Here is a 16448-nt window from a genome sequence, read left to right as displayed (position 1 = left end):
CCAGATGAACAGCAGTTGCATCGACTAAGACCGTGTCCTACGTGGTGAAGCGTCGTTGAATCCGGCATGGGGCGGGGTACGTGGAGTTGGATTGTTCCGGACGGGTTGTGGGAGATCACTAAGCCGTTGATCCCGCCGTCGAGGGTGCGGCCGCAGGGCGGTGGAACGCAGGAAATCCCTGATGAGACGCTGTTCGCCGCGATCATCTACTCGTCGTCGACATGAAAGGGCTGCTGCTGTTCGTCATGGTGACGCCAGCCGACACCCACGACGCCGTCGTAGCCAAACGGTCTCTCCTGTCGAGCCCGGTGTTCCGGTGCCGGAAGCTGTCCCGGCTGTAGCCCTCGCGGGACTCCGTGCCCGCGGGCAGGCGGGTGGCCGCCTCGGCCAGGGGCAGGACTTCGCCGCGTGCGCGGCAGTGGGGGAGACGGCCAGGGGCAGGACGGCGAGCACGGCGGCGGCAGGGCCGCGCAACACGGTGGAGGGCATGTGCCGTTGATAGCGGCCCGCCCACCCCGGCAGGGGCCACCGCGAACGACGTCACCCGCACGGCGGCAATGGTCCTGCCGCACCGCACCGCACCGCACCGCACCAGGCAGGGCCAGCTGGTGCCTGTGACCGGCGGGCAGGTGGAAGTGGCTTTGTTCACGAGTTCCGGCTTTGGCTCAAGTTCTGTGGTCCGTGACTGTGGGTTACCTGTTAGGTCTCGAAGAGGGCTTCTTCTTGGGGTGGGGTCGGAGGATCGAGAACATCGCGGAGACGCGTGATGCCTCGGCGTCATTTCGGCCCGTTCGTGGCCTCGCCCCACAGTTCGGCGAGTTCAGACAGCTCAGCGACCACTTGTTCCAGGGCGTCGACGGCGAGTGCTCGAAGGTCTTCGGACAACTAACGGCTCGATCCGCGCCCACTGTGCGTCAGTCAACGGCACAACCGGACCAACGACCGACTGATCCAAACGAAACTGCCTACGACCTGCTGCGGATGTTCGGCCGCGAAGGGCACCCGACGCCGCTGGGGGCGGCGTTCGCCGAGTACGGGCGGATCGACAAGACCATGCACCTGCTCGCCCTGGTCGACCCGGTCGATGACACCTACCGGCGGCTGATGAACCGGCAGCTCACCGTCCAGGAGTCCCGCCACCGGCTTGCCCGCGCGATCTGCCACGGCGGCCGGGGCCAGATCCGCCGGGCGTACCGCGAGGGCCAGGAGGACCAGCTCGCCGCCTTGGGCCTGGTTCTCAATGCGGTGGTGCTGTGGAACACCCGCTACCTGGACGCCGCCGTGGCCCGGCTTCGCGCCGAGGGCCACGACATCAAGGACGAGGACGTCGCCCGCCTCTCCCCGCTCAAGGACCGGCACATCAACTTCCTGGGCCGCTGCCTCTTCAACATCACCGCCAGCGGTCCCGGTCAGGGCCTGCGGCCCTTCCGGGACCCGGACGCCGTCGAGGACGACGAGGACGAAGCCTGAGAACCTGATGTGGATGCCCTGCGTATGAAAGCCGTGGCCCGTGGTCTGGCCGCGGTGCGACGCTCGTGCAGCGAGCCCGCGGCTTGACGCCGGGAGAGTCCTTGTTCGTCGACCGTGAGCTCACCGGTGGCCGCACCACAGGGGACGGAGCCGTTCGTGGAGTCCTCGTCGGCCAACGGCTCCCTTCGGGTAGTGGCGGCGCAGGTTGGCGGCGAGGACGCGGTCGAGCGTGCGGTCGGACAGCATCGGGCCCAGGCGCATGATCAGGGCGGCATCCCGGCCGGCGGTGTAGCGGGTGCGCGGTCTGCGCGTCGTCACGGCCCTCGCGATGACCCGGGCGGCGGCGTCGGCGGTCAAGCCTGAAGCAGTGCCCGAGGTCATCAACTTGTTGTTCGCCTGGACCAGGCCGCCGTAGCGCTCGTCCTGCTCCGGCGTCATCTGGGCAGCCAGGTGGTTCGCCGTCTCGACCCCGCGGGCAGCCATCTCCGTGCGGACGCCGCCTGGCTCGACCACGACCACCTGTACGCCCAGCGGAGCGACCTCCCGGCGGAGCGAGTCGCTGACCGCCTCCAGGGCGAACTTCGCGCCGGCGTACGCGCCGTATGTGGCCATGGCGAACTTGCCGCCGACCGAGCTGATGTTGATCACACGACCCTTGCTGCGCAGCAGCGCGGGGAGGAGCGCTTGAGTGACGGCGACGTGGCCGAAGAGGTTGACTTCGAACACCCGCCGCCACTCCGCCATCGGCAGGGCTTCGACCGGGGCGTTCACCTGGACGCCGGCGTTGTTGACGAGCGCGTGCAGCGCGCGCGGGTCGTCGGCGACCCGCGCGGCGAGTGCCTCCACCTGCTCGGACTTGGTGATGTCGAGGATGACCGGCTCGATGCCGGTCGATCGGATGGCGTCGGCGTCACGGTCGCGTCGCACGCCGGCCAGGACGTGAAATCCCTGGCGAGCCAGTTCGCGGGCGGCTGACGCGCCCATGCCCGTGGAGGCTCCGGTTACGACGATCAACTTCTGGGTTTCAGATGACGTTGTCACCTTGAGTACGGTACCGGTTCAGATGACGCTGTCAACTGTATGATGGGCGTCATGACCACCCGTGCCGAGTCCGCCGCCGCCACCCGCCGCGCTCTGCTCGACGCGGCCGCCGAGCTCCTCGACCTCGGCGGCCCCGAAGCGGTCACCTTGCGCGAGGTGGGCGCGCGGGCAGGCGTGACCCGGGGAGCGCCGTACCGGCACTTCACGGGCAAGGACAGCCTGCTGACCGCCGTCGCGGCCAAAAGCTGGGGACGGATCGGCGACCAGGTGCACGCCCTTCGGACCGACCCGGCCCTGTCCGCCTCCGAGAAGCTGCGCGGCGCTCTCCGCGCCCTCATCGATGTCGGCCGGAACCAGCCGCACCTGTACCAGCTGTTGTTCAGGCGGCGCGCAAACCTTCCCGGGCAGCTCGGTGACGGGATGGATCGCATCCGGCGCCAGCTATGCGGGCCGGAAGGCGACCCGGCCGTGGCCGACCGCGCGGCCGAACGCTTCCAGGACGAGTTCCTGGACATCGTCGCCGCCCTCGCGGGAGAGCGGAACGCACGGCACTACGGCGCCTTGCTGCTGGCCAGCGCCCACGGCATCGCGGGCATGGAGCTCAGCGGCCACCTCGACACGGCCAAGTGGCACACCACCGCCGACGAACTCGTCGACACCCTCGTCCGCATGGTCACGGACGCCGGCGGAATGACATAGCCACGCCCACGCCCTCTCGACGGCAGACGCTCCGTGCGAGGACAGCGAGGACCCGCGGCGAGCTGATGCTCTCCTTCTCGTCTCGCTCAACCTGCACCTCCTGGGTGCCTTCGCTCTGCCGGTTGCGGAAGCCATCCGCACTATCCTCCGGTTCGCCTGAGCACTTGCCGGTTCGCCAAGGAACCTTCGTTTTCTGAAGATCGCCCCGCGAGGCCGCCCGAACCCCGCAGAGTCTTCAAAAACCCCTTCAAAAACCTAGGTTGTTCAACAACACCGGAGCACCGTTTTCTGACATGATCCGGGGCCATGGCCGCCCTCAAGCCGGCCGAGCCGGAGCTCCTCGTCGCCGAGCCGCTCGTCCGCACCGAAATCAAGATCGGATACGCCCGGGTCTCGACCGGCGGGCAGAAGCTGGAGCGGCAGCTCGACGCCCTCACCGCCGCCGGGTGCCGCAAGATCTTCGCGGACAAGAGGTCCGCGGCAAGAACGCGCTCCGCCCCGAGCCAAAGGCGTGCCACGCCTTCCTCGGACCGTCTGGCCGAGGCCGAGGCGGCCCTGGACGACACCCTGTCCCCCGACGACCCTCGCATCGAAGACCTGGCCGCCCAGCGATGTGATCACGAGACCGCCCTGGCAGCCGCCATCGAAGGATCCGGCCTGGACGAGGCCCTCGACGGCCTCCTGGACCAGGAGGATGAGCACGTCGGCGAGGAAGAAGACGGGGCGAGGATGAGCGTGATGGAGGCCATCGGCAAGATGCCGTACGGCTTCTCCCCGGCCCGCGTCCGGTACGAGGAACGTGTCATCGAACTGTTCCACTCGGCCGATCAGGACCGCGACACCCCACGGACCTGCTGACTGGCGTCGGCCCTCGGGGCGAGCCCGTCAAGAGCAGCCCGGAGTGGTGCGGTGCGAGTAACCCCGTTGCTCCCGGCGGCCGTTGGAGTTGTGTGACGAAAACCAAAGAGTATGCCGAGGGCACCTGCCCGCTTGACCGTCAGTGCCGTCTGCCGCTGTCCACGCGCACCGTCAACCACCTCGCCGACCTGCTGCGGCGCCATCTGAAGGCGATCCGGCACCGGCGGCGGATCCTGCCGCCGGGGGAGATCGCGGTGACCGTCCTGGCCGTGCTGCGCCACGGCCAGCGCCTGGCCGACATGGCCGGCGGAAACGATGTGTCCGAGTCCACCGTCCGCCGCTGGCGCGACGAACTTATCGGGCTGCTCGCCGCCCAGGCGCCGTGCCTGGATCGCGCCTTGAAGAAGGTCGCGAAGCAGGGTGGGGAGGTGGTCCTGATCGACGGCACCCTCATCCGCCCCCAGCGTCGCACTGGCAAGGCCGACCGGCGGAACTACTCCGGCAAGCACCGCAGCCACGGCCTGCACTTCCTCGCCCTCACCGACGAAAAGGGCCGCCTGATCTGGATATCCGCCGCCCGGCCCGGCCGCACCCACGACAACACCGCCGCCCGCCACGACCACATCCTGGCCCACCTGCGCACCGCCGGTCTCGGGGGCGCTCGCGCACCTCGGCTTCCGCGGCCTGGACAACGACATGCTCGACCCCGTGATCGTCACCGGTTACGCCGCCAGCCGCACCCACAAGCTCACCCTGGGCGAGAAGGAAGCCGACCGCGTCCTCGCCGTCGGACGCGCACCGGTCGAGCACGACTCCGCCCACCTCAAGAACTGGCGGACCCTCACCAAACTCCGCACCGACCCCGCCCGCGCCACCCGCCTCCTGCGCGCCCTGCTCGTCCTGACGAACCTCGAAGTCAACCGTTGACGGACGATCTTCTCCGTGGACTCCCGCCCACGACCAGCGTGAGTACCTCGAGCACCGATCACACCAGCCCTTTGACCTGCGCCTTCAATTTGGCGGAGGCTCACTGAAGGTCGGCCGATGAGTCTGCGACAGATGTCGGGGACGAGGGCCAAGTGACAGCGGCCCCGGCGGCCTTCGTGGTCATCCGGGGCTTGCCCGGGCCGCGGGATGCGAGTAGTCCGCCCGTGATTCAGATACCGGGCAGCCCCACCAGAGCGGCGCCCAGCCCGAGGACCGCGCAGATGCCGAGGGTGCGCAGGACGCTCCACCGGATTTTGAAGATCAGCAGCGCCGCGACCACGGTGATCACGAGGGCCACGGGACGCAGCGTGCCCAGGTCCGGCAGCGCGAGGGTCACCGGCCCGAAGACCTTCTCGTCCACGTCTGTGAAGAGGGCGTGTTCGGCGAAGTAGAGGGCGAGGTTGGCGATGACGCCGACGACGGCTGCGGTGATGCCGGTCAGGGCGGCGGAGATGCGCCGGTTGCCGCGCAGGCGCTCGATGTAGGGGGCGCCGAGGAAGATGAACAGGAAGCAGGGCACGAAGGTGACCCAGGTGGTCAGCAGCGCGCCGAGCAGGGCCGCGGCCCAAGGGTCGAGAGTGCCGGGGGCGCGGTAGGCGCCGAGGAACGCGACGAACTGCACCACCATGATCAGCGGCCCCGGGGTGGTCTCGGCCAGGGCCAGGCCGCTGACCATCTCCTTCGGCGTGAGCCAGCCGTAGGTCTGCACGGCCTGCTGGGCGACGTAGGCCAGGACCGCGTAGGCGCCGCCGAAGGTGACCAGCGCGGTGCCGGAGAAGAACACCCCCTGCGTGGTGAACACGCTGCCGGTACCTGTCAGCAGGGCGACCGCGGCGACGGGGACGGCCCACAGCAGCAGGCCGATCGCGAGGATGCGCCAGGTGCGGCGGCGGCTGGGCTGCTCGTGGTGGAGCGCGTCGTCGGGGATCAGCGGCGGCGCTCCGCCGTCCTTCCCGTGGCCGCCTGCGGGCTTGAGCGCATCGGGCTTGTACCGGCCGATGAGCCAGCCGGCGAGGGCCGCGGCGGCGATGACCGCGGGGAACGGCACCGAGAACAGGGCCAGCGCCGCGAACGAGGCCGCCGCCAGGGCGATGAGCAGCGGGTGGGTCAAGGACCGCTGGGCGACCCGGGAGACAGCCTGGGCGACGATCGCGACCACCGCAGGAGCCAGTCCGGCGAAGACGCCGGTGACGGCTGCCGTCGAGCCGAAGGCGACGTACAGGGCGGACAGGGCGAGCAGGGCGAGGACACCCGGGAGGACGAAGAGAGTGCCGGCGATGAGGCCGCCGCGGGTGCCGTTGAGGAGCCAGCCGGTGTAGATCGCGAGCTGCTGGGCTTCGGGGCCGGGCAGGAGCATGCAGTAGGACAGGGCGTGGTTGAACCGCTGCTGGCCGACCCAGCGTTTGTCCTCGACCAGGGCCCGCTGCATCACGGCTATCTGCCCGGCGGGGCCGCCAAAGGTCTGCCAGGAGATCGTGAACCAGGCGCGGGTCGCCTGCCGCAGCGGGATCACGTCCCCGCCGACACCGGCGGCGCGGTCGGCTCGTGCCCGGGGGCTGGGCGGCTGGTCGGTGGCGGTCACCGGCACTCCCTTTTTCGTCCTGATCAGGCCGTATGAGGCGGCCGGGGTCCGGACGGTCCGGGCGTGCGCGACCGCGCCACCCACCCGCCCATTGTTGTGTAACCATGGTTACATCAAACCTCGGGTCGGAGGAAGGCGGTTCTCGGGGGATGGACATGAACAATTCATTGCAGCCGCCGGACGCGACCAGGGCCCCGGGACTCCTCGCGTGAGCGGCCCGGACACCGAGCAGCGCCAGTGGGTGCTGCTCTCCTACCGGCTGCCCCGGGAGCCCTCGACCCCGCGGATCGCCGTGTGGCGCAAGCTCAAGCGCCTGGGCGTCGCGCAGATCAGCGACGGTCTGATCGCGCTGCCCGCCGATGCCCGTACCCGCGAGCAGCTGGAGTGGATCGCCGAGGAGGTCACCGACTTCGGCGGCGCCGCCACCGTGTGGATCGCCCACCCGGCCGCCGCCGGCGACGAACAGCGGCTCATCGACGCGATGACGCAGGACCGCGCCGTCGAGTACCAGCACGTGCACGCCGAGGCCGAAGCCGCCCGCGCGGGGGACGACGCCGAACGGCGGCGCGCGCTGACCAGGCTGCGCGCCGAACTGCGGCGCATCCAGCGCCGCGATTACTTCCCCCCACCCGACCGGGACACCGCCGAGCAAGCCGTCAACGCCCTGCACCCCGCCGACACCACGGAAGAGAGCACCGCATGAAGTGGGTCACCCGCGCCGGCATCCACATCGACCGCGCCGCCTGCGCCTGGCTGATCGGCCGCTTCATCGACCCCGCGGCCGAGTTCGTGTTCGTCACTGACCCCGCCCACGTCCCCGGCGACGCCACTCCCTTCGACATGCGTGGCGTCGAACTCGGCCACCACCACGGCGACTGCAGCTTCGAGACGATCCTGCGCGTGCACCGGCTGACCGACGATCCCGCGCTGCGGCGTATCGCGGACATCGTTCACGAGGCCGACATCGATGACGAACGCTTCCACACACCGGAAGCCCCCGGCCTCGACGTCGTTCTGCGGGGGTTGTCCATGACCGGCGACGACCCCCACACCATGGCCGTCGTCAACCCGGTCTTCGACGGCCTCTACGAGTACTACCGACGCGCCATCGCTCAGGGCCGCGAGCCCGCCTGAACGCCGGCCCGCCACCCATCCAGCACCTCCCTTATGGCTTCAACGCGACGGTGTGGGGTCGCTACTGGAAGTCGGGGTCAGCGGGAGCGGCATGCCGACGGGCTTGCTGCGTATCAGCTGTCGCAGCCGGTGCCGTCGCCGTCACGGTCTAGAAGGGAGCCGTACCCGGGTTCGCCGCGGTGAACGGGTGCGGCACCGGCGGCGCGGGCGGCGTCGCAGTTCTGGTAAGAGACGCGGCCGCCGCCGTCGTCATTGCCGCTGCTGTACCCGCCGCCGGATCCGCTGGCGGGCGCTGTCACATTATTGGGCGCGTGGGTCTCTGGCGGCGCGTCGGGGCGTGGTAGGGGCCGGGGTCCGGGCCGGTGCTCAGGCCTTGGCGGGCTGGCCGGCGGCGCCGGTGATCTGGTCCCAGATGGCGAAGCGGATGGTCGTCTCGGCGCGGTAGTCGGGGGCGGTCATCAGGTGGCGGCGGGGCCGGAAGTGAGGGTGAGATGCCGCTGAACGCGGCCAGAACCGCTGGGTTCCGCCGATGCCACGGAAGCCTTTCATGGCGCGTTCGCGCTGCCGGGTGGGCTGGTGGCTGTTCTCGGCCCGGTTGTTCAGGCCCTTGTGCGAGCGGTGCTCGACCGAGGGCATGACCTCGCGGTGGGCCGCTCGGTAGGAGCGCAGCTTGTCGGTGACGATCACCCGGGGCACCGTGCGGGTCGCCTTCAGCAGGCGGCGGAGGAAACACCGGGCCGCGGCCTTGTCCCGCCGGTTCTGCACGAGGACGTCGAGGACGGCGCCGTCGGCGTCGACGGCCCGCCACAGGTACTTCAACTCACCGTTGATCCTCACGAAGACCTCGTCCAGGTGCCACTTGTCGCCCGGCCGGGGCCGCCGGCGGCGCAGGCCGCTCGCGTAGATCCGCCCGAACTTCACGCACCAGCGCCGGACCGTCTCGTGGGAGACGGGCACACCGCGCTCGAGCATGAGCTCCTCGGCCTCGCGGAAGCTGAGCGGGAAACGGAAGTACAGCCACACGCAGTGCGCGATCACCTCGACCGGGTACCGGTGCCCCTTGTACGACGGCGACGCGGACGACACGAGCGAACCCTCCCCGGCACAACCAACTCCAAGATCATCCCAGGCCGGTCAGCCAACGTGACAACGCCCTCTGGTGTCCTGGTCAGCCGCCGACGTGGATGCCGGGCCGGCGGCTGGGGTCGGGTTCGTGTTTGCGGATGATCTCGCGGGTGACGGGGGCGGTGTCGCCGCGGCCGAGGAGGAAGTAGCGGAACATGTGCTTTATGGGGCTTCCCTCGGCCCAGGCGAAGTAGCAGTGCGGCTGGGTGCCGGTGGTGTCGCGCAGGGCGAGAAGGATCGCGGCGATGGCGTTCGGAGCGGCCGGGGCCTCGGCACGCAGGATCCGGTGCCCGTCGACCTCGACGCCGTGGACGGTGAGGACTTCGCTGAAATCGGAGGGGTCGACTACGTCGATCTCCAGGAACAGCACGTCGGCCGGCCCGGGGACCGGGTTGGCGCCGCGTTGTTCTCGTTCCTTGTCGCGGTATTCGGCGCTGTCGCCGGCCTGGCGGCGGTTGGCGATGATGTTGATGGCGTTGTCGTGGGCCAGGGTGCGGGTGACGAACCGGCGGGCGGTCTCGTCGAAGACGATGCGGTCGGCGCGCAGCTCCGTGGTGCGGGACACGCGGGAGATCAGCGAGACGATGATGATGCCGGCGATGAAGAAGCCGGAGATGGTGATGCCGTCGGGCTTGTCGACGATGTTGTAGATCAGGGCGTAGAGCAGTACCAGGGTGAGCAGCGTGAATCCGGCGGCGATCGCCCGGCGGCCGCTGCGTGCCACGGAGACGGTGACGGCGAAGGCGCCGGAGACCATCATGGCCAGGATGCCGGTGGCGTACGCGCCGGCCTGGGCGTCGACGTCGGCGTCGAAGGCGATGGTGATGAGGATGCACAGGGCGGTGTAGACGAGCACCACGGGCCGCACCGCGCGTCCCCATTCGGGGGCCATGCCGTAGTCGGGCAGATAGCGGGGCACGATGTTGATCAGCCCCGCCATGGCGGACGCGCCGGCGAACCACAGGATCAGGATGGTGCTGATGTCGTAGACCGTGCCGAACGCCTCCCCCACGTGCTCGTGGGCGAGCCACGCCAGGGCCCGGCCGTTGGCCGCGCCACCGGGCTGGAACTCGTCCTCGGGGATGAGGACGGTGGTGACGAAGCTGGAGGCCAGCAGGTAGACGCTCATGATGAGGGCGGCGGTGGTCAGCAACATGCGGGTGTTGCGGATGCGTGAGCGCAGCCGTTCCTCGTCGTCGGCACCGGCGGCGGAGACCAGGGGCATCATGCTCACGCCGGTCTCGAAGCCGGACAGGCCCAGCACGAGCAGCGGGAACGCCAGGAGCGCCGGCGTCATCAGGTCGCCGAAGCCGCCGCCGCCCTCGACGAGCGCGTCCGTCCACGCGGAGAAGGCGCCGGGGGTGGTGATGACGTGGGCCAGGCCGACGGCGATGACGACCGCGTTGAGCATCAGGAAGACCGCGACCAGGGGGATGGCGACACTGACGGCTTCGCTGAAGCCGAGCAGGAACACACCCCCGAGGACCAGCAGCAGTGCCACGGTGAGGGCGACCTCGTGGCCGTGCAGGGCCTCGGGGAAGAAGGGGTTCTCCACCACATGGACGGAGGCGTCCGCGGTCGACAGGGTGATGGTGATGATCCACGATGTGGCGACGAAGCCGAGCAGGACCAGGACGAACAGCTTGCCCCACCAGAACGGCAGCAGGTCCTCCAGCATCGCCACCGATCCGGCACCGTGAGGGCTCTCCTTGGCAACCCGCCGGTACATCGGCAGCATCCCGAGCAGGGTCAGCGCCACGATCAGCAGCGTCGCCAGGGGGGAAACCGCACCGGCGGCGAGCGCGGCGATGGCCGGAACATAGGCGAGGCTGGAGAAGTAGTCGACTCCGGTCAGGCACATCACCTTCCACCAGGCGTGCGGCTCTGCGTGTGCCTCGCCGGCCGCCGGCCCGACGGGCTGTACCTGGTGGCGCAGCATCCAGCGCGCCAGCCGCCCGGTCGGCTGCGGCCTGAGAGCCGGGCTGTCCACCACCTCGGGCACGACCGGGTCGTTCGCGTCTTTCATGTCTCCCATCGGCTTTCCTCGCTCCTGCCCGCAGGCCTCGCCGTCACCGCCCTCGCGGCAACGCGATCACCGAGTATGCGGCTTTCCGGCAGCACCCGTTGCCCGGCTCCGCCGTGCTCGCCGTGCCCCCGCGGGTACACCATGCGGAGGTGCCGCGCCCGTTCGGCGGGGGGTGATTCCACAGCACCGCGAGGCGTCGGAAAGCCCCGGCCTCGCCCCGTTCACGCGACAGCCGTACCGGGAGACCGCAGCAGTCCGCGGCAGAGGGCATCGCGTACGGGACGTCTTGTCGTGGGGCCAAAATGCATGGTCAGCTGGGCTGTTGCGCCGTACGTGCCTAGGGACGTCGGAAAATTTCAAGCCCGGCGGCACCCATAAAGGACCACGCTCCGGTACCGAGGAGCCACAGGTTGTTAAGAATCGCCCCCAGGGTGATCAGGCATACGCCGACCCCCGCGAGCGCGTACATGACCCGGCGTGCACCGCGGTCCGGACCCCAGGAATCAGCCATATGAGGAGGTTCCCGCCGGCTTGCGCGCACGACGAGTACCGACGGAAATCATGTCGTTTTCTTAACGCCCCTGCCGTGTGCGGACAGCGTGCGGCGCGCCGAACGACTCACCGCTGCGGATGCAGCAGTGGACGGGGATGTTCCAGCCGGTGACGGTCGCACCCCCGATTTGGCGGGCGAGAACACCGACCGGACAGCGTACGCCGACGCGGTGTCGGGGTACGCCGCCTTGGAGCGGGATGAGTTGCGGGAGGCAGCCTGGTGCACTCTCGTACTCCAGGTCGCGGTTGAACTGCGTCGACGACCAGCGGTAACCGAGCGCGGTCAGGCCTGTGCACCAGGCGATGACGAGTCATCCGTCGTTGCCGGTTGCGGTACCACGGACCAGTGGCGTGAGAAGAACGGTGAAGAGATGTCCCAGTCCGACGTACCCTCGGCCGCTCGCGTCGTGGTGGGGGTGAGCGGCTCGCCGGGCAGCCTCAGTGCCTTGCGCCAGGCCGCGGAGAAGGCCGGGCGCCGCGGGGCAACTCCGGCCGGTGCCGGCCCAGGAGTCGCCCGGCGGGGACTTTTCCGCGTGCCGGTCTCCGGTCCCGGCGGTCATGGTCGACGAGTGGGAACGGCTGGCGCGGTAGAGACTGCTCCAGGCCCTGCGTGACGTGTTTGGCAGCGGCGGCACCGGGCTGCCCGGGCAGGCGGCCGTCCCGGGGCGCCCCGGGACGGGCGCTGCTGCAGATCGCCGGCCGGGAAAATGTCCTCCTCGTGATCGGCGCCGGACGACGTGGCCGTGTGCACCGCGTGCTGTGGCCGCCGGTCGGCCGCCACTGCCTCGCCCGGGCCGCCTGTTCTGTCCTCGCGGTACCGCCGTCCCCGCTGGAGTGCGAGCCGGCAGCCGTGCGCCGCCGTAACGCCCGGCGCTGAGCACCGGGCATGTGTGCAAAGAGCTCAGGGACGTGCCGTTCGAAACCTGAGCTCTTCAGGTCGCCGCCGTCGACAGGTCCGGCTGCTCCTCGTGCCGCTGCGGTGCCGCCCGTACGGCGAGCACCATGGTCAGGCCGCCGCCGGGTGTGTCCTCGGCGTCGAGCGTGCCGCCGATGGCTTCGGCGAAGCCGCGTGCGACGGCGAGACCGAGGCCGACGCCGGCACCGCGGGGCGAGTCGCCGTACCGCTGGAACGGCTCGAAGATACGGCCCTTGGCCTCGTCCGGGACCCCGGGCCCGCGGTCGACGACCCGTATCTCGACCCGGTCGGCGATGGAGCTCGCGGAGACCATGACCTTCTCATCCGGCGGGCTGTACTTGACGGCGTTCTCGACGATGTTGGCGACGGCTCGCTCCAGCAGCCCCCGGTCGACGTGGATCATGGGCAGTGTCTCCGGGATGTCCAGGTCGACGCTGTCCTCGGGAACTCCACCGAGCGCCATGGGCACGACCTCGTCAAGGTCGGACTCGCGGATGATGGGGGTGACGGTGCCGGTCTGCAGACGGGACATGTCCAGCAGGTTGCCGACCAGGTGGTCGAGCCGGTCGGCGCCTTCCTCGATGGCCTCCAGCAGCTCCGCCTGGTCTTCTTCGGACCACTCGACGTCGTCGGAGCGGAGCGAGGAGACGGCGGCCTTGATGCCGGCGAGCGGGGTGCGCAGGTCGTGGCTGACGGCGGCGAGCAGCGCGGTCCGTATGCGGTTGCCCTCGGCCAGTTCCTTGGCCCGGTCGGCCTCGCGCTGCAGGCGTTGGCGGTCCAGGACGACGGCGGCCTGCGCGGCGAACGCGGCCAGCACGCGGCGGTCGGCGGCCGGCAGCACCCTGCCGCGCAGGGACAGGGCCATGTTGTCGCCGACGGGGACGTCGACGTCCGCGTCCTCCGGGATCTCGGCGGGCCGGGGTCCTACGCTCCCGGCGCAGGTCCAGGGATCCGTCTCGCCGGACCGCTCCAGCAGCGCCACCGACTCCATGCCGAAGGTCTCGCGCACCCGCTCCAGAAGGGCCTCCAAGCCGGTCTCGCCGCGCAGGACGTTGCCCGCCAGAAAGGAGAGGATCTCGGACTCGGCGCGCAGTCGGGCTGCCTGGTGGGTGCGCCGGGCCGCGAGGTCCACCACCGAGGCCACCGACACGGCGACTCCGATGAAGACCACGATGGCGACGATGTTCTTCGGGTCGGCGATCGTCAGAGTATGGACGGGCGGGGTGAAGAACCAGTTCAGCAGCAGAGAACCGAGCACTGCGGAGGCCAGCGCCGGGAGGAGCCCGCCCAGCAGGGCCGCCGCCACCGTCAGTGTCAGGAGCAGCAGCATGTCGTTGGCGAGGCCGACGTCCGGCGCCGCACGGGTGAGGAGCCAGGTGAGCAGGACGGGGCCGAGCACCCCCGCCAGCCAGCCGCTGATCACCCGGGAACGTCCGAGGCGTGCCCCGCGTGCCACCGGCAGTCCGCGGCCCTTGCCCGCCTCGTTGTGCGTGATGAGGTGGACGTCGAGGTCGGGACCGGACTCGCGGGCCACAGTGGCGCCGACACCCGGCCCAAAGACGTACTGCCAGCTGCTGCGCCGGGAGACACCGAGAACGATCTGGGTGGCGTTCACTCCCCGGGCGAAGTCGAGCAGAGCGGCCGGTATGTCGTCGCCGACGACGTGGTGGAAGGTACCGCCCAGGTCCTCGACCAGGGTGCGCTGGACGGCCAGCTCCTTCGGGGAGGCGGAGGTCAGGCCGTCACTGCGGGAGATGTAGACGGCCATGACCTCACCGCCCGCGCCCTTCTCCGCCAGCCTCGCCGCACGCCGGATCAGGGTGCGCCCCTCCGGGCCGCCGGTCAGCCCGACCACGATCCGCTCCCGCGAGCCCCAGATCGTCGTCACCCGGTGCGTGCTGCGGTACTCGGTCAGATAGGCGTCGACCCGGTCGGCCACCCACAGCAGCGCCAGCTCACGCAGGGCGGTGAGGTTGCCGGGACGGAAGTAGTTGGACAGGGCCGCGTCGACCTTCTCGGGCTTGTAGATGTTGCCGTGCGCCATGCGGCGGCGCAGTGCCTCCGGCGACATGTCGACCAGCTCTATCTGGTCGGCACGCCGTACGACCTCGTCGGGGACGGTCTCGCGCTGCCGTACCCCGGTGATCGACTCGACCACGTCGCCCAGCGACTCCAGGTGCTGGATGTTGACGGTCGAGACCACGTCGATGCCGACGGCGAGCAGTTCCTCCACGTCCTGCCAGCGCTTGGTAGTGCGCGAGCCGGGCACGTTGGTATGGGCCAGCTCGTCGACCAGGGCGACCGTGGGGGCGCGACGCAGGACAGCGTCCACGTCCATCTCGGTGAAGGTGCCGCCCCGGTATTCGATCTCTCTGCGCCGCACCTGTTCCAGGCCGTGCAGCATCACCTCGGTGCGCGGCCGGTCGTGGTGCTCGACGAAGGCGACCACGCAGTCGGTGCCCCGCTCAATACGGCGGTGGGCCTCTGACAGCATCGCGTACGTCTTGCCGACGCCGGGTGCTGCACCGAGGTAGATCCGGAGCTTGCCGCGTGTCATGTCGTCCCTCGGTCAGCTTTCGAAGCGGTAGCCCATGCCGGGCTCGGTGATCAGGTAACGCGGGTGGGAGGGGTCCTTCTCCAGTTTGCGGCGCAGCTGAGCCATGTAGACACGCAAGTAGTTGGTCTTGCTGCTCTGTGAGATGCCCCAGACTTCCGCCAGCAGGTGCTTCTGCGTGACCAGCCGGCCAGGACTGGTCGCCAGGATCTCCAGCAGGTGCCACTCGGTCGGGGTCAGCCGCACATCCCGCCCGCCCCGTACCACCCTCTTGGCCAGCAGGTCGATGCTGAAGTCCTCCGTCTCGACCAGTGTCATCTGCGGGACGATCGCGGTGCTCTCAGTACGGCGGACGGCGGCCCGTAGTCGGACCAACAGCTCGTTCATGCTGAACGGCTTGGTGATGTAGTCGTCGGCGCCCACGTCGAGGGCGGCGACCTTCTCGCCGGACGACTGCCGGGCGGACAGGACCAGGATCGGCACCCGGGTCCAGCTCCGCAGCTCCTTGATGACGTCGACGCCGTCCATGTCGGGCAGACCGAGATCCAGCAGGACGACGTCGGGCTGACGATCGGCGGCGAGCCGCAGGGCCGTGGCTCCGTCGGGAGCGGCGTCCACGCCGTAGCGACGTGCCTGCAAGTTGATCACGAGGGCCCGAACGAGCTGCCGGTCGTCCTCCACTATGAGTACCCGGGTCATGGGTGTGCTGCCTCCCCTGTCGTACGTCGGGCCGTGCGCGTCGGCAGTTGAGCGACCGACGTCATGGCGACGGGAGCCGACGGATCCGGGCACTGCTGCTGGCCGCCGGCTCCCACCGAGAACACGTGACGCCATCAGCTCCTCGCCACGAGTTCCTTGAGCGCGATGTTGAGCCTGAGCACGTTCACCCGGGGCTCACCGATGAAGCCGAGGGTGCGGCCCTCGGTGTGGTCGTCGACCAGCTTGTGGACCTCGGCGACGGGCAGGCCGTTCTTCTCGGCGACCCGGTGGACCTGAATCTTCGCGTACTCCGGGGAGATGTGCGGATCAAGGCCGGAGCCGGAGGAGGTGACAGCGTCGGCCGGCACCTCGGACGGCTTGACCGTGCAACCCGCCACCGAATTGTCCTTGACCACGGCGGCCTTGGCGTCCTTCACCCACTGGACGAGGTCTTCGTTGTCGCCGGACCGGTTGGTCGCGCCGGACAGGATGAGCTGGTACCGGGTGTTGGCGCTGTTGGTGCCGAGACCGTTCTGCGGGCGGCCCTGAAACCATTTCAGGTCAGGCGCGGCGGTCTCCTGACCCTCCTCGAGCGGCAGGTTGTAGGACTGCCCGATCAGGGAGGAGCCGACGACCCTGCCGTCCGCCTCGATCTCGGAGCCGTTCGCCTTGCCGCTGAACAGCCCCTGGGCAATGCCGGTGACGACCAGCGGGTAGAGGACGCCGGTCACCAGGGTCAGCGCGAGGAGGGCGCGCAGGCCCGCCCCGAGCAGCCGGGCGGTGTTGGCCACTGAGTTGTTCATGA

General features: G+C 69.8%; 14 protein-coding genes and 3 pseudogenes. 8 read left to right on the top strand and 9 right to left on the bottom strand.

Annotated elements, in window-relative coordinates; translation table 11 throughout:
• Window positions 1–66 precede the first annotated feature (66 nt).
• Window positions 67–210 (top strand): annotated as a pseudogene (locus GL259_RS37930) (IS5/IS1182 family transposase); the annotation flags it as partial.
• A 567-nt stretch (window positions 211–777) separates the two neighbouring features.
• Here GL259_RS37930 and GL259_RS01580 read toward each other — a convergent pair.
• On the bottom strand, window positions 778–885 hold the full coding sequence (locus GL259_RS01580) for a DUF4259 domain-containing protein (protein ID WP_159528557.1): 108 nt from the start codon (window positions 883–885) through the stop codon (window positions 778–780).
• Window positions 886–963: 78 nt separating this feature from the next.
• On the opposite strand from GL259_RS01580, the pseudogene GL259_RS01575 reads away from it, so the two are divergent.
• Window positions 964–1470: pseudogene (locus tag GL259_RS01575) on the top strand (Tn3 family transposase); the annotation flags it as partial.
• A gap of 120 nt (window positions 1471–1590) precedes the next feature.
• On the opposite strand, the gene GL259_RS01570 reads toward GL259_RS01575, so the two are convergent.
• Window positions 1591–2511, bottom strand: coding sequence for an SDR family NAD(P)-dependent oxidoreductase (locus GL259_RS01570; protein WP_159528555.1), 921 nt, complete (start codon window positions 2509–2511; stop codon window positions 1591–1593).
• 51 nt (window positions 2512–2562) lie between these two features.
• On the opposite strand from GL259_RS01570, the gene GL259_RS01565 reads away from it, so the two are divergent.
• From GL259_RS01565 to GL259_RS38255, 4 genes and pseudogenes are all read left to right on the top strand, one after another.
• The gene (locus GL259_RS01565) at window positions 2563–3210 is read left to right on the top strand and encodes a TetR/AcrR family transcriptional regulator (RefSeq protein WP_208026398.1); all 648 of its coding nucleotides are present in this window, start codon (window positions 2563–2565) and stop codon (window positions 3208–3210) included.
• Between the two features lie 306 nt (window positions 3211–3516).
• Entirely contained in the window at window positions 3517–4068 is a 552-nt protein-coding gene (locus GL259_RS38265) for a recombinase family protein (RefSeq protein ID WP_243762184.1), read from the top strand.
• A 299-nt stretch (window positions 4069–4367) separates the two neighbouring features.
• Window positions 4368–4649, top strand: a pseudogene (locus GL259_RS38260) (IS5/IS1182 family transposase); the annotation flags it as partial.
• A 115-nt stretch (window positions 4650–4764) separates the two neighbouring features.
• Window positions 4765–4995: a hypothetical protein gene (locus GL259_RS38255; protein WP_243762183.1), complete on the top strand. Its 231-nt coding sequence runs from the start codon at window positions 4765–4767 to the stop codon at window positions 4993–4995.
• A 229-nt stretch (window positions 4996–5224) separates the two neighbouring features.
• On the opposite strand, the gene chrA is transcribed toward GL259_RS38255, so the two are convergent.
• Window positions 5225–6637 carry a chromate efflux transporter gene (chrA, locus tag GL259_RS01545; RefSeq protein WP_159528550.1) on the bottom strand — a complete coding sequence of 471 codons (1413 nt, stop codon included), beginning with the start codon at window positions 6635–6637 and terminating at the stop codon, window positions 5225–5227.
• 208 nt (window positions 6638–6845) lie between these two features.
• Here chrA and GL259_RS01540 point away from each other — a divergent pair, with 208 nt between their 5' ends.
• Window positions 6846–7340, top strand: a complete 495-nt coding sequence (locus GL259_RS01540; protein WP_208026397.1) for a Chromate resistance protein ChrB — start codon at window positions 6846–6848, stop codon at window positions 7338–7340.
• The gene (locus tag GL259_RS01535) at window positions 7337–7771 is read left to right on the top strand and encodes a chromate resistance protein ChrB domain-containing protein (protein WP_159528548.1); all 435 of its coding nucleotides are present in this window, start codon (window positions 7337–7339) and stop codon (window positions 7769–7771) included. Before GL259_RS01540 ends, GL259_RS01535 begins: the two co-directional genes overlap by 4 nt.
• A 113-nt stretch (window positions 7772–7884) precedes the next feature.
• Here GL259_RS01535 and GL259_RS37925 read toward each other — a convergent pair whose 3' ends face one another.
• From GL259_RS37925 to GL259_RS01500, 6 genes are all read right to left on the bottom strand, one after another.
• Complete coding sequence (locus tag GL259_RS37925) at window positions 7885–8070, bottom strand: excalibur calcium-binding domain-containing protein (protein ID WP_243762182.1); 186 nt, start codon at window positions 8068–8070, stop codon at window positions 7885–7887.
• A gap of 67 nt (window positions 8071–8137) precedes the next feature.
• Window positions 8138–8857 (bottom strand): IS6 family transposase, encoded by a 720-nt coding sequence (locus GL259_RS01525; protein WP_159528546.1) that lies wholly within the window; start codon window positions 8855–8857, stop codon window positions 8138–8140.
• Window positions 8858–8939: 82 nt separating this feature from the next.
• On the bottom strand, window positions 8940–10931 hold the full coding sequence (locus tag GL259_RS01520) for an amino acid transporter (protein WP_159528544.1): 1992 nt from the start codon (window positions 10929–10931) through the stop codon (window positions 8940–8942).
• A 1475-nt stretch (window positions 10932–12406) separates the two neighbouring features.
• Window positions 12407–14947 carry a DUF4118 domain-containing protein gene (locus GL259_RS01510; RefSeq protein ID WP_159528542.1) on the bottom strand — a complete coding sequence of 847 codons (2541 nt, stop codon included), beginning with the start codon at window positions 14945–14947 and terminating at the stop codon, window positions 12407–12409.
• A 12-nt stretch (window positions 14948–14959) separates the two neighbouring features.
• Window positions 14960–15643 (bottom strand): response regulator transcription factor, encoded by a 684-nt coding sequence (locus tag GL259_RS01505; protein WP_159528540.1) that lies wholly within the window; start codon window positions 15641–15643, stop codon window positions 14960–14962.
• Window positions 15644–15777: 134 nt separating this feature from the next.
• Window positions 15778–16446, bottom strand: coding sequence for a potassium-transporting ATPase subunit C (locus GL259_RS01500; protein WP_159528538.1), 669 nt, complete (start codon window positions 16444–16446; stop codon window positions 15778–15780).
• Window positions 16447–16448 lie beyond the last annotated feature (2 nt).

It is taken from the genome of Streptomyces sp. Tu 3180 (assembly GCF_009852415.1).
GTDB lineage: Bacteria > Actinomycetota > Actinomycetes > Streptomycetales > Streptomycetaceae > Streptomyces.
Note: the sequence above shows the minus strand (reverse complement) of the source record. Positions and strands in the feature narration are given on the sequence as shown.

Coding starts and splice junctions, on each gene's coding strand:
- GL259_RS01505 (WP_159528540.1), bottom strand. CDS start 15,643: ATGACCCGGGTACTCATAGTGGAGGACGACCGGCAGCTCGTTCGGGCC.
- GL259_RS01565 (WP_208026398.1), top strand. CDS start 2,563: ATGACCACCCGTGCCGAGTCCGCCGCCGCCACCCGCCGCGCTCTGCTC.
- GL259_RS38255 (WP_243762183.1), top strand. CDS start 4,765: ATGCTCGACCCCGTGATCGTCACCGGTTACGCCGCCAGCCGCACCCAC.
- GL259_RS01535 (WP_159528548.1), top strand. CDS start 7,337: ATGAAGTGGGTCACCCGCGCCGGCATCCACATCGACCGCGCCGCCTGC.
- GL259_RS01520 (WP_159528544.1), bottom strand. CDS start 10,931: ATGGGAGACATGAAAGACGCGAACGACCCGGTCGTGCCCGAGGTGGTG.
- GL259_RS38265 (WP_243762184.1), top strand. CDS start 3,517: ATGGCCGCCCTCAAGCCGGCCGAGCCGGAGCTCCTCGTCGCCGAGCCG.
- GL259_RS01500 (WP_159528538.1), bottom strand. CDS start 16,446: ATGAACAACTCAGTGGCCAACACCGCCCGGCTGCTCGGGGCGGGCCTG.
- GL259_RS01510 (WP_159528542.1), bottom strand. CDS start 14,947: ATGACACGCGGCAAGCTCCGGATCTACCTCGGTGCAGCACCCGGCGTC.